We start from the raw sequence: 14,367 nt of genomic DNA on the forward strand, positions 1-14,367 counted from the left end.
CATTTTCAGGAATTTCAGAATAATGGCCTCCGATCCGATTCCGGCCCCCGACAAGCCGCTCGACCTGCTCGACGTCGGGCTGTTCGTGCGCGCGGCGCTGCTCGCGAACGTCACGGCGGCCGGGCGCGAGTTCGGCGTGTCGGCCGCGGTCGCGAGCGCGCGCATCGCGCAGCTCGAACGCCAGCTCGGCGCAAGGCTGCTGCACCGCACCACGCGCCGCATCAGCCTCACGCAGGACGGCGAAGTCTTCATGGCGCACGCCGACACGCTGCTGTCGGCCGCCGATGCCGCGCGCGCATCGGTCGGCCACGGCCGCACCGAGCCGTACGGGCGGCTGAAGGTGTCGATGTCGTCGTCGTTCGGCCGCCAGCATGTCGCGCCGGTGATTCCCGCGTTCCTGCGCCGCTATCCGTCCGTGTCGCTCGACCTGCGGCTGTCGGACGAGATCGTCGACCTCGTCGACGACGGCTACGACGTCGCGATCCGCCTCGGCGCGCTGAAGGATTCGACGCTCGTCGCGCGCAAGCTCGCCACGAACCGTCGCGTGCTGTGCTGCTCGCCCGCGTATCTCGCCGAACACGGCACGCCGCGCCATCCGGCCGACCTTGCGCAGCACGAGTGCGTGATCCTCGGCGACCAGCGCGACTGGTCGTTCGCCACGCCGCAAGGCCCGCTCACCGTGCGGGTCGGCGGCCGGCTCGTCGCGAGCAACGGCGAGGCGATCCGCGAAGCGCTCGTCGACGGCTTCGGGATCGCGATCAAGTCGACCTGGGACGTCGGCCCGCTGCTCGCGAGCGGCGCGCTCGTCGCGGTGCTCGACGACTATCCGTTCGCGGAAGACATCGCGATCTGGGCCGTCTACCCGAGCCGCGCGCACGTTCCGCTGAAGACGCTCGCCTTCATCACGTTCCTGGCCGAGCATTTCGGCGATCCGCCGTACTGGGATCGCGCGGACGGGCAATGACCGCGGCGCCGCGCACGCTTTCGATCCGCCCCCGCCGCCGCGTGCGGCCAACCGGCTACAATGGCGCGTTCGCCACGCAAGGGCCCGACGCCGGACAGGGCCCGCATCGGCAGGCGGCCGCCCGTTGGCCGCATACGCATTTCATTCGTTTCCCAACCATCCCGTCATGACCCACAACCTCGTCATCCAGAGTCTTGCGCCGCTGTCGGACGCCCATCACAAACCGCTGCTCGCGCTGTCGCGCGGCACCCGCATCGTGCAGACCGACGATCATGCGCTGCGGATCGACAACGCGAACCCGGCGCAACGCGTCGACATCGATGCTTACTGCGGCACGCACGCGCTCGACTTCGCGTTCGTCGAGGCCGGCCTCTCGCTCGGCGATTTCGGGCTCGCCGTGATGGACATGGATTCGACGCTGATCACGATCGAGTGCATCGACGAGATCGCCGATTTCTGCGGGCTGAAAACGCAGGTCGCGGAGATCACCGAAGCGTCGATGCGCGGCGAGATCCGCGACTTCAACGAAAGCCTCACGCGCCGTGTCGCGCTGCTGGCCGGGCTCGATGCGCACGCGCTCGAACGCGTGTACGAGGAACGGCTGCAACTGTCGCCGGGCGCCGAGAAGATGCTCGCCGGCGTGAAGGCTGCCGGCATGAAGACGCTGCTCGTATCGGGCGGCTTCACGTTCTTCACCGAACGGCTGAAGGCCCGCCTCGGCCTCGACTACGCGCATGCGAACACGCTCGAGATCGTCGACGGCAAGCTGACCGGCAAGGTGCTCGGCGAGATCGTCAACGCCGACGTGAAGGCGCGCCTGCTGCGCGAGACGTGCGCGTCGCTCGGCCTGGAGCCGAGCCGCGCGATCGCGATGGGCGACGGCTCGAACGACCTGAAGATGATGGCCGAAGCCGGGTTGTCGGTCGCGTACCACGCGAAGCCCGTCGTGCGCGATGCGGCGACGGTCGCGTTCGATCACGTGGGCCTCGACGGGCTGTTGCGGCTGTTCTGATCCCGCGGAATCCGAAATGAAAAACGCCGGCGCGATGCAACATCGCGCCGGCGTTTTGTTTTTCTGCCGAACGTTGTCGGCGGCCGATCAGCCGAGCGCAGCCTGCATCGCGCGCTCGATGTCCGCGCGCAGATCGCCCTCGTCTTCCAGGCCGACATAGAAACGCACCAGCGTGCCGCGATGCGCCCAGTCCGGACGCATCGACGCAACGTCGTAAGGCATCGCGAGGCTGCACGCGCCGCCCCAGCTCCAGCCGATCGCGAACAGCTCGAGCGACTCGACGAAGCGGTCGACCTGCTCCGCACTGTAGCGTTCGTCGAACACCACCGAGAACAACCCGCCCGCACCGGTGAAATCGCGCATGAACGACGCGTGCCCCGGGCAATCGGCGATCTGCGGGTGCAATACCGCCGCGATCTCCGGCCGCGCCTTCAGCCATTGCGCGAGCGCAAGCGCGCTCTTGCTGTGCGCGTCGAAACGCACCTGCATGCTCGGCAGGCTGCGCAGCACGAGCGAGCAATCGTCGACCGACACGCCGACGCCGCAGCGCATCCGCGCGAGCTTCAGCTGCGCATGCAGCGCCGCGTTCGCGGTGATCGTCGCCCCCATCAGCACGTCGCTGCCGCCCGACTGGTACTTGGTCAGCGCCTGCACCGAGATGTCGACGCCGTGTTCGAACGGCTTGAACGCGAGCCCGGCCGAAAAGGTGTTGTCGATCGCGGTAACGATGCCGCGCGCCTTCGCGGCCGCCGTGATCGCCTGCACGTCCGGCACTTCCATCGTCACCGAGCCGGGTGCCTCGATCCAGATCAGCCGCGTGTTCGGCTGGATCAGGTCGGCGATGCCGGCGCCGATCAGCGGATCGTAGAAGCGCGCGGTGATGCCGAAATCCTTCGCGAGCCAGTTGCCGAAATCGGCGTTCGGCCCGTACACGTTGTGCGGAATCAGCACGTCGTCGCCGGCTTTCACGATCCCGAAGTAGACGTTCATGATCGCCGCGAGACCCGACGGTTGCAGCAGCGCATGCGTACCGCCCTCGATCTCGGCGAGCCGCTGCGCGAGCGCGAGCGACGTCGGCGTCGCATGCAGGCCGTAGCGCCACTGGTTGTCGTTGTGCCAGACGAGCGCACGCATCGTCGCGAGATCGGGAAACACGACCGTCGACGCGCGCGCGACCGGCGGCACGAATGAACGGAAGCCTTCCGGGATCACGTCGTCGGGTTGAACGATGCGGGTTTGCAGTGCGCGCTTGGGAGTGGATGCAGTCATGACTGGAAGCCGGGCACGAGGCCGTTCGGTTGCGGAATATGCAGCTAGATTAGCCAAAATCGGCGCAATTGGCCCGGTACAATGCGCGCCGCGCGCACCGAGCCAGCGCGGGTTCAGTCGTCGGTGCGCAGATTGACGACGCCGCCCACCGTCTCGATTTCCTGCACGCGGCCGTCGCGCACCTGCAGCGCCGCGCGCTTGCCCGGCGCGTGACGCAGCACGACGGGCTGCGGATCCGACTCGTCCGAATTCATCCGGTCGGCCTTCAAGTCGCCCGTCGCATCGAAGCGGCCGATCCACACGCCCGTGATGTTCGTGCCGTCGTTCGATTCCTCGATTTCGAGCGTGTCGCCGTCGCGATCGCCCGCGAGCAGCACGACCTCGCCCGTATCGGCGAACTGGTATTCGCCGTGCACGCCTTCCTCGTCCGTCTTCGGGCCGAGATGCACGACGATCGGCCGGTCACCGAGCGTGCCTTCGTAGCGCGGCAGGCGGGCAAACTCGGGATTCGGCTTCAGCGGCCGCGCCATTGCCGGTTCATCCTGCTGCACGCCCGGCGCGACGGCCTGTGCCGCGGAGACGCCCGGCATCACCATGCCCGCCGCCAGCGCGCCCGCGACGACGAGCGCCCGTTGCCATTGCGAATATCGACCCACCGTGTGTTGCTCCTTGCTTCAGATTCGCTCGAAAACCGCGGAAACCGCGGCGATGCCCTGCCCGCCCTACGGTGCCGTGGCCGGCGTGCGCATGCCGCATCAGCCCTGCATCAGGCGCTCCACCGCATCGCGGTGCGGAATCGGCGCGACCGCGCCGTAGCCCGTCGTCGACAGCGCCGCCGCGGCGTTCGCGTAACGCGCCGCCGCGAACGGATCGTCGCCCGCGACGATCCGCGCGACGAAGGCACCGCCGAAGCAGTCGCCTGCACCTGTCGCGTCGACAGCTTCGACCGCGAAGCCCGGCACGACGCGCCGCTCGTTCGGCGTCGCCACGTAAGCACCTTCCTTGCCGAGCTTCAACGCGACGACCTGCGGCCCGTGTTCGAGCATCGCATCGACGATCGCATCGCGATCGTTCGCGCCCGTGAGCGCCGTCACGTCGTCCCAGCTGGGCAGGCAGATGTCCGTCTGGCGCAGCGCCTCGCGCATCACCGCGCGAGCCCGCGACAACGGCCACAGCTTCAGGCGCAGGTTCGTATCGAAGCTGACCTTCGCGCCGTGGCGGCGAGCGTGGTCGATCGCCGCGAATGCGGCGTCGCACGCGGCCGTGCTGATCGCGAGGCTGATGCCCGACAGGTGCACGGCTTTCGCCGCGGCCAGTGCATCGAGCGGCAGATCCCCCGTTGCGTAACGGCTCGCCGCCGAGCCCGCACGCAGGTAGTCGAACTGGTGACCGTCGGCGCCGTGCGTGACGAAGTACACGCCGGTCGGCGCCGCGCGGTCGATCCGCACGTACGTCGTGTCGACGCGTTCCGCGCGCCACATGTCGGCCAGCAGGCGGCCGAACGGATCGTCGCCGATCGCCGACACGAAGCCCGTCGACGCGCCCTGGCGCGCCGCGGCGATGCAGAAGTTCGACGTGTCGCCGCCGAAGCCCTGCAGGAATTCAGGCCGGCCCGGCTGCGACTGGTTGAATTCGATCATCGCCTCGCCGAGCGCGAGGATCTCCGGGAATGCCGCGGTCATCGCTTACACCTCGCCCCACAGATCGTGGCCGTCGGCGCCCGTGATCTTCACGGACACGAAATCGCCGACCTTGTAGCGCTTCGATGCCTTCGCCGCCGGCTCGACATAGACGACGCCGTCGATCTCCGGCGCATCAGCCGCCGTGCGGCCGATCCCGCCTTCCTCGCTCACTTCGTCGATCAGCACCTTGAGGGTCTTGCCGACCTTGCGCTGGATGCGATTCGCCGACACTTCCTCGGCGACTTCCATGAAGCGTGCGCGGCGTTCCTCGCGGACTTCATCCGGCAGCGCGCCGTCAAGTTCGTTCGCGGTCGCGCCTTCGACCGGCGAATACGCGAAGCAGCCGACGCGATCGAGTTCCGCCTCGCGGATGAAGTCGAGCAGCGTTTCGAACTGCTCTTCCGTCTCGCCGGGGAAGCCTGCGATGAACGTGCTGCGAATCGTCAGGTCCGGGCAGATCTCGCGCCACTTCTGCACACGCTCGAGCACCTTCTCGGCGTTCGCCGGACGCTTCATGCGCTTCAGCACTTCCGGGTGCGCGTGCTGGAACGGCACGTCGAGATACGGCAGCACGTGGCCCTTGAACGGGCCTTCGGCCATCAGCGGAATCACTTCGTCGACGCTCGGATACGGGTACACGTAGTGCAGGCGCACCCATGCGCCGTACTGCGCGGCGAGTTCGCCGAGCGCGGCGACCAGGTCGGTCATGCGCGTCTTGATCGGCTTGCCGTTCCAGAAGCCCGTGCGGTACTTCACGTCGACGCCGTACGCGCTCGTGTCCTGCGAGATCACGAGCAGTTCCTTCACGCCCGACTTGAACAGGTTCTCGGCTTCCAGCATCACTTCCGCGACCGGACGCGACACGAGATCGCCGCGCATCGACGGGATGATGCAGAACGTGCAGCGGTGGTTGCAGCCTTCGGAGATCTTCAGGTATGCGTAGTGGCGCGGCGTGAGCTTGATGCCGGCGGCGGGCACGAGATCGGTGAACGGATCGTGAGGCTTCGGCAGGTGCGAATGCACCGCCTGCATCACTTCACCCACCGCGTGCGGGCCGGTGACGGCGAGCACCTTCGGGTGGACTTCCTCGATCAGGTTCGACCCGCTGGCGCTCGACTTCGCGCCGAGACAGCCGGTGACGATCACCTTGCCGTTCTCGGTCAGCGCTTCGCCGATCGCGTCGAGGCTTTCCTGCACGGCTTCGTCGATGAAGCCGCAGGTGTTCACGACGACGAGGTCGGCACCGTCGTAGGTGCCGGAGATTTCATAACCTTCGGCGCGCAGTTGCGTGATGATCTGTTCGGAGTCGACGAGCGCCTTCGGGCACCCGAGGGATACGAACCCTACTTTGGGGGATTGGGACATCTGGAATGTGGGGGCGTGGCAGCAAAAGCGTGAGTTTACAGCCATTTAGGGGTGGCGAGGCAAAACAAGCAGCCGGCGGCGGCATAGACCGTCGAATCGGATGCACGACGCGCTGGCGGGCCGTCATGCGATGGCTGCCTGATGCGTCCCTTTCCCTTTGAAACAGTGCATTGCCGCGCGACCCGCTCACGCGATGTCCGAAACCAACGCATTTGAAGCGCTGACGGCGCCGCGCTTCCTTTGATCCCGGTGAGACGCTCGATCGAGCGGAAGGCAAGGCGCACCTGCATTCACGATCTTTCATGGCCGGGTCCTGCGGACGAGTGCGCCGGTTCTGTCCCAAACATTCGAACTCGTCTCATTTCACGATAATGGGGCGCAAAGTAGCATCGCGCATGAGTCTCCCTGCCCCCGGCTGCATTGCCGCATGGGGTCGAATCTGGCTCATCAGCTCTTCCGCGTTCATCCTGCCTACACAAAAGGACGCTACATGTCAGTACGACGTTTGATATGCACCTGGCTCTCGCTGTGCCCGTTGATTGCAGGCACGGCGTTGGCCCAACCCGTCGAGGTACCGGGCTTTACCCACGTGCGCTCCCTGGGCGGTATCGACGAATACCGTCTGGATGCCAACGGCCTTACCGTGCTTGCCGTGCCCGATTCCGCTGCGACGGTGGTCAGTTTCCAGGTGTTGTACCAGGTGGGTTCACGCAACGAAGCCGCGGGCACGACCGGCGACACTCACCTGCTCGAGCACCTGATGTTCAAGGGCAGCCGGCACTACAACAAGGCGCTCGGCAATTCACTGAACAGCTACATGGAGCGAGTGGGCGCGACCTTCAACGCCACCACTTCGATGGACCGCACCAACTACTTCGGCACGCTCGGGCGCGATGCGCTGGAAGGCTACATCGCGATCGAGGCCGACCGCATGCGCAACCTCCTGCTGCGCCCGGAAGACCTGGCGAGCGAGATGACGGTGGTACGCAACGAGTACGAGCGAGGCGAGAACAGTCCTTTCACCGCCTTGTTCCAGCAGGTCATGGCCACGGCTTACCAGGCACACCCCTACCACCATCCGACCATCGGCTGGCGTAGCGATATCGAGCATGCGAGCGTGGACAAGCTGCGCCGTTTCTACGACACCTTCTACTGGCCGGACAACGCCACCGTCATCCTGGTCGGCGATTTCCGGCCGGACCAGGCGTTGGGGTGGGTCAGGCAGTATTACGGCGGCATCCCGCGCGCGCCCAAGGCCATTCCCGCTGTCACGACCGAAGAGCCGCCGCAGCAGGGGCCGCGAAGGCTGGTGCTCAAACGCGCGGGCGCAACGGGCAATCTGATCATCGCCTTCAAGGGGCCGCGCGCGCTCGACCCCGATGCGGCTGCGTTGACCGTACTGGGCCTGGTATTGAGCCAGGGCAAGAGCAGCCGGCTGTATCGCGCACTGGTCGACACCACGGTTGCCACGCAAGCCGGCGCCGGTTTCCATGCGCTGCGCGATCCCGGTCCGTTCGTCGTGACGGTCAGCCTGCCGCCCGACGCGAAACACGAGCAGGCCGAGAAAATCGCCTGGACCGAACTGGAGCGGATCAAGACCGAGGGCGTCACTCGCGACGATATCCAGCGAGTGCTGGGCCCTTACCGGGCCGATCAGGTCTACCAGCGTGACGGCGTCCGCTCGACGTCCGCCCGCTTGGGCAACGCGGTCTCGCAGGGCGACTGGACACGGTTCGTCACCGAGCTTGAAGAACTGGAAAAGGTGACGCCCGCCGATGTGCAGCGCGTCGCCCGCAAGTACCTCATTGAAAACCAGAGCACCACCGGCTGGTTCGTCCCGGAGAAATCTTCATGAAGCATGTTCGTTTCAACCATCTGCGGACGTGGTTCGTGTGGTTCGCCTTGCTATGCCTGCCTGTTGCGGCTCAGGCAGGCATCGCCGACCGCGTCGTGCGCTCCCAGGCCGGCAGCATCACGCTATTGACCTATTCGATGTCGCCGCAGGAAATGGTGTCCCTTACCGGGGTGATGCCCCTGGGCGATGCCGACACGGCCAGCAAGGCGGCCAATCCCGCCGTGCCGTTGCTGACGGGCATGTTGCTCCAGGAGGGCAGCACCCGTCGCGACAAGGTGGCGATCTCCGCGCTGCTGGAAAGCCTGGGCGCTCAGTTGTCGTTCCAGACCGACGGCGGCTATGTCGGCATACACGGCCAAAGCCTGACCAAGGATTTGCCGACGCTGATCGACCTGATGGCGGAGCAGTTGCGCCTGCCGGCCTTCAGGCCGGAGGAGCTGGCCAAGGCCAAGAGCCGGCTGGAGGCCGCGGTCCGTAACACCGGAGAAAACCCATCGGCTCGGGCCAGCGAGGCGCTGAATCGGTCCATTTACCCCGATGACCACCTCAACGCACCGGTGCCGCGCGAACGGATGCTCGAAGCGATCGCCGCTGCTACGCTGGACGACATCAAGGCCTTTCATCAAGCCTATTACGGGCCCGCCCACATGACGCTGGTCGTGGTCGGCGGCGCGGACCCTCGCCGCCTGCAGTCCATGGTGACCGAAGCCTTCGCGGGCTGGAGCGGGGGCCGGGCACTCGTGCGACAGGGCCCGCCACGCAAAGCAAGCCGGCCCGACACGCAGCGCATCGCCATGGGGGACAAGGAATCCGTCAGCGTGATGCTGGGTCAGGCCATCGACCTGCGCGCCAACGATGCCGACTATCTGCCCCTCAGCGCGGCTGTCAACATCCTGGGCAACGGCTTCACCGGCCGCCTGATGGCAGGGGTCCGCGACAAGGAAGGCCTGACCTATGGCATCCGCGCCGGCCTGTCCGGGCTCTCCCTGATGGACGGCGGATTCGTCATCACCAGCAGCTTCGCCCCGCCCCTGCTGGACAAGGGCGTCGCCAGCACGCGCCGGATTCTGGATGCCTGGTGGAAACAGGGCGTTACCCAAACGGAACTGGATGCACGCAAGGACGGCATGATCGGCCGCCATCAAGTCGCGATGGAAACCACCGGGCAGATGGCCGCCATGATCGCCCAGACGGTGCTCCAGGACCGTCCGCTGAGTGACCTGGACACCTATCCCGCGCGCGTCCGCGCGTTGACCGTCGAACAGGTCAACACCGCCATCCGCACGTACCTGGCCCCCGACAAGATGACATTGGTGGAAGCAGGCACGTTTGCGGAGAAATAACCGCCGCCTCGCTTCGTTCCGCACCCCGCCCGGCTTCGGCCGGGCCGCTGCCATCGCACTGCCGCGCATCGCCAGAGGGCGGTTCGCTGCAGCGCTCGTGGGAAGCCCTCGACGCGTGCGCACTCGAGTGAGCCGGAGCCCGGCGGGCAAGCACGGTCCGCCACCATCAGCGCACGACAATCGCCCCGGGCGCGAACTGCCGTTATGCGAGAATCGGAACCTCCAACCGCTTCACTTCAGCCATGACGGGGCTCGCATGACCACCCACATTACGATCGAATTCACCGAACACGCAGCCGAAGCCATTGGCGAGCAAACCAGCACCAGCTTCTCCTACGACCAGGGCGCGCACGTACCGCAACCGGGCGACTTCGTCGAACTCGAGAATTCTCGCCAGACGTTCCTCGTGATCGGCCGCGTGTTTTCGCTCAAGGCCAACTACAGCGCCGTCAAGCTCGTGCTCGACCTCCCGCCGTCGGACGGCGAGCAGGATTTCGATCAGACGCACTGACGGACGACGAGACGCGTGACCCGTCACGCGTCCATGATCGCGGTCGCCGCCAGGTGCCCAAGCTGGGGCGCCAGGATCACGCCGGGATGCGCGACAACGGCATAAACCCCTGCAATACCCGGCAAAAATCCATTGATCGGCGCCCCGTCGTTCGTCATCGGCCGAAGCGCCGATTTCGCGGAGAGCAGCGTGAGGGTCGGCGGCTCGGCAAACAGCGCCGAAATGTCCGAGGCCGTACGCGCAGCAAGCGCTGCAAGCCCGCTGTCTCCCTCTTCCGGAGGATCCGCGGCTGACAGCAGGCTACCCGACGGGCCGACCCGCACTTCGAGATCCTGCCCATAGAGCAAGTGGCTGATGAGCCCCGGCTCGGCAGCAAACCGCATCAAGACGGCCGGCTCCTCGCGAACCGGCAACGACACGCCCAGGCCCGCGGCAATGGCCACCGCGGAAGCCGCATTCGCCAGGACGACAACATCCGCCGGCACATGCCCATGCGCGGTATGCACACCGACAGCGTGCCCATTGCGCGTTTCGACCGCTTCGACTGCACAACCGCACCGGATCTCCGCGCCGGCCGCTTGTGCACCGGCCAGCAACTGATGCGTCAGGTCGATCGGCTCGACCACGAAATCATCCGGTGCCCACGCGATCAACTCGGGAAGCCGTGCAAGACGCGGCTCAATCCGGGCCACCTCTCGACGCCCCAACGCTTCCATGTGCACGCCCGCCGCGCGCTGCGCGTCGATCAGGGCAGCGGTCTGTGCATCCGAATCCAGCCAGACAAGTGCCCCGCGCGTCGTCACCGGCAACGGGCCCAGCTCACGCTCGAGCCGGGCGAACTCCGGGAGCGCTCCGAGCGTGCGGGAGAACCCGGGCGGGTTTTCAGAAGGAAGCGCGCTGCCGGTACCCACCCAGCCGAACGACCAGTGGGTCGCGCCGCCCGCGGGCACCATCTGCTGTTCCAGCAGCGTGACCTGTGCGCCCGATCGCGCAAGATGCCATGCGGTGGATGCACCGACGATGCCACCACCGATCACGACGACGCGCAGCAGGTTGTGTCCCATGCGTGACATTCGGAAGTTGCGGGGTTCCGACTATACCGTCCGCCCCGCTTCGCCGCTGTGCGGTTGCTCGCCGCCCTCTCGCGCCCGGCATCGAAGCAGTCGCCTGATCGACATCCGCTGCGCACGACGCTCGGGCTCAAAAAAACAAAAAGCCCGCCATGGCGGGCCGTGCTCGTGCGCTGAATTCGTCACCGCATGTCCGGAAACACCGGCGCCTTCAGGCATCGATCGAACCACAAGGCATCATCTCCATCGCCGATCGGCCACATTTCCGCATCGAGCTGCGGCAACCCGGCAACCGGCGCTGACGCGCGGTTATCGCCACCGGACGTCCCCGCACGCATCCACGCCGAGTGCACGCCACCGGTGTCGCACGCACTCCCATGGGCCTGCGCTTCGCAGTACGCAACGGGTCGCACCTTCCCGCCATCGGCCGTGCTCACCGACCGGTACTGATAGACCGCACCGGTCGCCCAGTCCTCGCTCTGGCTGCAGACCCGCGCACGATGCTGCACATGGACCGCGCCGAAACACGCATAGGAAACGTGCGCCCCGGTCGCATCGTCGGGAATGAAGTCGCAGTTTGCATCGAAACCGGTAAGCGGGCCGCCCGTGTATTTCGCGAGCCACTGGCGCTCGGCCTGCGCACGCGCGATCAACCCTTTGTTCGATTGATCGGCCAGTACGGCGGTGCGCCGATCGATTGCATTGCGCACTTCGTCGACGGCGAGCGGACGACCTTCGTAATCGGCGTCGAGACGGTTGTTGCGCGCGTCGATCCAGCGGCGCTGGCTGCGCACCAGCATGTCGCGGATAGCCGTGTCCGGTGCGGCCTTCAGCGCGCCCGTGTACGCCGAATTCATCCGCGTGTCGGCTGCGCGCAGCACGGGGCTCGCGCAGATACGCTTCTCGACCGGCTGCACGGCTTTCGCACAATCCATCGCAAAGCCAGGTACCGCGACACCAACGCCCATCATGAACATCGAAGCAAAACCGGCCAGCCGGCCGGCCGATGCCATTCGAATCCCACGCATGCTTTCTCTCAGTCGGTTTTTTCTTGGTCGCACTGCCCCGATGCGACATCACCCATCACGGCCTGTCGTGCCCGGGCGCCGGTAGTGCATTTCGCCGAACGCAGCTGCCACACCGCGCAGCGCCGCTCATGGTACGCGTGCCTGCACGAACGCGCACCACCAGGCGCGACACGCGCCGGTGTTCCTTCGCTGGTGACGGGATCTCGATCGACTGAACAACGGCCACGCATGCCCGAACCCGGCACGCGCATTCGATGCCGACGGTCATGAACGACCGTCGGCGAGAGGGTCCGGCAGGCGGCCGCACATCGTCGCGCCCGAATGCGCGATCGGCCGACCCGCGCCGCACCGCTTCGCGGCACCGACGCCCGACGGGTTGCCCGCCGCGGTCGGCCTGCCGCGAAACCGCTACTTCTTTTCCGGCTCCGACGCGCCCGGCTGCTTGAACGGGAACGTGCTGAACATCGACTTCGCCTGGTTCTGCATCTGCTCCTGCATCTGCACGAACATGTTCTTCGACTGCTCGATATAGCTGGTCATCATCCCTTGCATCATCGGCGCCTGCATGTTCATGAACTGCGACCAGACTTCCGGATTCATCGCATTGCCTTCGTACAGGTTCTTCGACTGATCCGCGAGTTTGTTCTGGATGTCGATGAACGCCTGGATGTTCTTTTCCAGGTACGTGCCCATCATGCCCTGCATCGCATGCCCGTAGAAACGGATGATCTGCGACAGCATCGACGACGAGAACATCGGCACGCCGCCGCTTTCCTCTTCGAGGATGATCTGCAGGAGGATGCTGCGCGTCAGGTCTTCGTTGGATTTCGCATCGACGACCTTGAAGTCCTCCTGCTCCAGCACGAGTTGCTTCACGTCGGTCAGCGTAATGTACGTGCTTGTCTCGGTATCGTAGAGCCGACGGTTCGGGTACTTCTTGATGAGCCGTTCGGCCGTCTTCTTTGTAGTAGTCATGTAACGCCTTTGAGTGCAGCGTAGCGGAAGTGACGAATCCCCGCCGCCCGAATCCGGGAGGCGGGGGCCTTCGGAAAACGCCCGGCTGCGCGGCCACCCGGCCCGCGCAGCGCGGACGCTCAGCCCATGTGCAGGCCGCCGTTCAGCGAGAAGTCTGCGCCCGTCGCGAAACCCGAATCGTTCGACGCGAGCCACGCGACGATCGAACCGATTTCCTCCGGCCCGCCGAGACGCCGCACCGGGATCGTCGCGACGATCTTCTCGAGCACGTCCGGGCGGATCGCCTTCACCATGTCGGTACCGATGTAGCCCGGCGACACGGTGTTGACCGTCACGCCCTTCGTCGCGACTTCCTGGGCGAGCGACATCGTGAAGCCGTGGATGCCGGCCTTCGCGGTCGAGTAGTTGGTCTGGCCGAACTGCCCCTTCTGGCCGTTCACCGACGAAATGTTGATGATGCGGCCCCAGCCGCGTTCAACCATCCCGTCGATCACCTGCTTCGTCACGTTGAACAGGCTCGTCAGGTTGGTGTCGATCACGGCGGTCCAGTCTTCGTGCGTCATCTTGCGGAACACGACGTCGCGCGTGATGCCCGCGTTGTTGACCAGCACGTCGACTTCGCCGACTTCAGCCTTGACCTTGTCGAACGCTTCCTTGGTCGAGTCCCAGTCGCCGACGTTGCCTTCCGACGCGATGAAATCGTACCCGAGCGCCTTCTGGTCCTCGAGCCATTTCACACGGCGCGGCGAGTTCGGGCCGCAACCTGCGACCACCTTGAAGCCGTCTTTCGACAGGCGCTGGCAGATGCTGGTGCCGATGCCGCCCATCCCGCCCGTTACGTACGCAATTCGCTGAGACATAAATCTCACTCCATTTTTTGGTTTCGAGAGCTGCCGGAGGCCCCCTCTGACTTCACGTGACGCCGGCCGAAGCTGCCATCGGCCGGCACACGGATTCGGTTCGCTGGTCGCGAATGGCCGGTTACGGACGGCCGGTTACGGAGGGCCGCTTACGGACGCTCGACCGCGAGCGCGACACCCATCCCGCCGCCGATACACAGCGACGCCAGCCCGCGCTTCGCATCGCGCTTGGCCATCTCGTGCAGCAGCGTCACCAGGATCCGGCAGCCCGACGCGCCGATCGGGTGGCCGATCGCGATCGCACCACCGTTCACGTTCACCTTCGACGTGTCCCAGCCCATCTGCTTGTGCACCGCCAGCGCCTGCGCCGCGAACGCCTCGTTGATCTCCATCAGGTCCAGGTCGCCCGGCGTCCAGCCCGCGCGCTCCAGCG

The 14,367-nt window shown here is 66.1% G+C and carries 13 protein-coding genes and 1 pseudogene; 5 read left to right on the forward strand and 9 right to left on the reverse strand.

Annotated elements, in window-relative coordinates; translation table 11 throughout:
• Nucleotides 1-22: 22 nt before the first annotated feature.
• Nucleotides 23-964, forward strand: a complete 942-nt coding sequence (locus CFB82_RS10040) for a LysR family transcriptional regulator (protein ID WP_089484047.1) — start codon at nucleotides 23-25, stop codon at nucleotides 962-964.
• A gap of 166 nt (nucleotides 965-1,130) precedes the next feature.
• Complete coding sequence (gene serB, locus CFB82_RS10045) at nucleotides 1,131-1,976, forward strand: phosphoserine phosphatase SerB (RefSeq protein WP_089445747.1); 846 nt, start codon at nucleotides 1,131-1,133, stop codon at nucleotides 1,974-1,976.
• 87 nt (nucleotides 1,977-2,063) lie between these two features.
• Here the strand turns inward: serB and CFB82_RS10050 are convergent, their stop codons facing one another.
• The 4 genes from CFB82_RS10050 to rimO all read right to left on the reverse strand — a co-directional run bounded on the left by CFB82_RS10050 (nucleotide 2,064) and on the right by rimO (nucleotide 6,292).
• Nucleotides 2,064-3,245 (reverse strand): cystathionine beta-lyase, encoded by a 1,182-nt coding sequence (locus CFB82_RS10050; RefSeq protein ID WP_069248082.1) that lies wholly within the window; start codon nucleotides 3,243-3,245, stop codon nucleotides 2,064-2,066.
• A 113-nt stretch (nucleotides 3,246-3,358) separates the two neighbouring features.
• Nucleotides 3,359-3,901 carry a hypothetical protein gene (locus tag CFB82_RS10055; RefSeq protein ID WP_089484048.1) on the reverse strand — a complete coding sequence of 181 codons (543 nt, stop codon included), beginning with the start codon at nucleotides 3,899-3,901 and terminating at the stop codon, nucleotides 3,359-3,361.
• 99 nt (nucleotides 3,902-4,000) lie between these two features.
• Complete coding sequence (locus CFB82_RS10060; RefSeq protein ID WP_089484049.1) at nucleotides 4,001-4,927, reverse strand: sugar kinase; 927 nt, start codon at nucleotides 4,925-4,927, stop codon at nucleotides 4,001-4,003.
• A 3-nt stretch (nucleotides 4,928-4,930) separates the two neighbouring features.
• A complete protein-coding gene (gene rimO / locus CFB82_RS10065) occupies nucleotides 4,931-6,292 on the reverse strand; it encodes a 30S ribosomal protein S12 methylthiotransferase RimO (protein ID WP_027787268.1) in 1,362 nt (453 codons plus the stop codon).
• 490 nt (nucleotides 6,293-6,782) lie between these two features.
• Here rimO and CFB82_RS10070 point away from each other — a divergent pair, with 490 nt between their 5' ends.
• From CFB82_RS10070 to CFB82_RS10080, 3 genes are all read left to right on the forward strand, one after another.
• On the forward strand, nucleotides 6,783-8,147 hold the full coding sequence (locus CFB82_RS10070; protein WP_089484050.1) for a M16 family metallopeptidase: 1,365 nt from the start codon (nucleotides 6,783-6,785) through the stop codon (nucleotides 8,145-8,147).
• A complete protein-coding gene (locus tag CFB82_RS10075) occupies nucleotides 8,144-9,490 on the forward strand; it encodes a M16 family metallopeptidase (protein ID WP_089484051.1) in 1,347 nt (448 codons plus the stop codon). Before CFB82_RS10070 ends, CFB82_RS10075 begins: the two co-directional genes overlap by 4 nt.
• Before the next feature lie 256 nt (nucleotides 9,491-9,746).
• Nucleotides 9,747-10,001: a hypothetical protein gene (locus CFB82_RS10080; protein WP_069248086.1), complete on the forward strand. Its 255-nt coding sequence runs from the start codon at nucleotides 9,747-9,749 to the stop codon at nucleotides 9,999-10,001.
• A 23-nt stretch (nucleotides 10,002-10,024) separates the two neighbouring features.
• Here the strand turns inward: CFB82_RS10080 and CFB82_RS10085 are convergent, their stop codons facing one another.
• The 5 genes and pseudogenes from CFB82_RS10085 to CFB82_RS10105 all read right to left on the reverse strand — a co-directional run.
• Nucleotides 10,025-11,065, reverse strand: a complete 1,041-nt coding sequence (locus CFB82_RS10085) for an NAD(P)/FAD-dependent oxidoreductase (protein WP_179255390.1) — start codon at nucleotides 11,063-11,065, stop codon at nucleotides 10,025-10,027.
• Between the two features lie 188 nt (nucleotides 11,066-11,253).
• A complete protein-coding gene (locus tag CFB82_RS10090; RefSeq protein ID WP_089484053.1) occupies nucleotides 11,254-12,099 on the reverse strand; it encodes a lysozyme inhibitor LprI family protein in 846 nt (281 codons plus the stop codon).
• Between the two features lie 408 nt (nucleotides 12,100-12,507).
• Nucleotides 12,508-13,074: a polyhydroxyalkanoate synthesis repressor PhaR gene (gene phaR, locus CFB82_RS10095; protein ID WP_006485265.1), complete on the reverse strand. Its 567-nt coding sequence runs from the start codon at nucleotides 13,072-13,074 to the stop codon at nucleotides 12,508-12,510.
• 119 nt (nucleotides 13,075-13,193) lie between these two features.
• Nucleotides 13,194-13,934: a 3-ketoacyl-ACP reductase gene (locus CFB82_RS10100; RefSeq protein WP_069248088.1), complete on the reverse strand. Its 741-nt coding sequence runs from the start codon at nucleotides 13,932-13,934 to the stop codon at nucleotides 13,194-13,196.
• Nucleotides 13,935-14,083: 149 nt separating this feature from the next.
• A pseudogene (locus CFB82_RS10105) lies at nucleotides 14,084-14,367 on the reverse strand (acetyl-CoA C-acetyltransferase); the annotation flags it as partial.

This window comes from Burkholderia sp. HI2714, from assembly GCF_002223085.1.
In the GTDB taxonomy this organism is placed as follows: domain Bacteria; phylum Pseudomonadota; class Gammaproteobacteria; order Burkholderiales; family Burkholderiaceae; genus Burkholderia; species Burkholderia lata_D.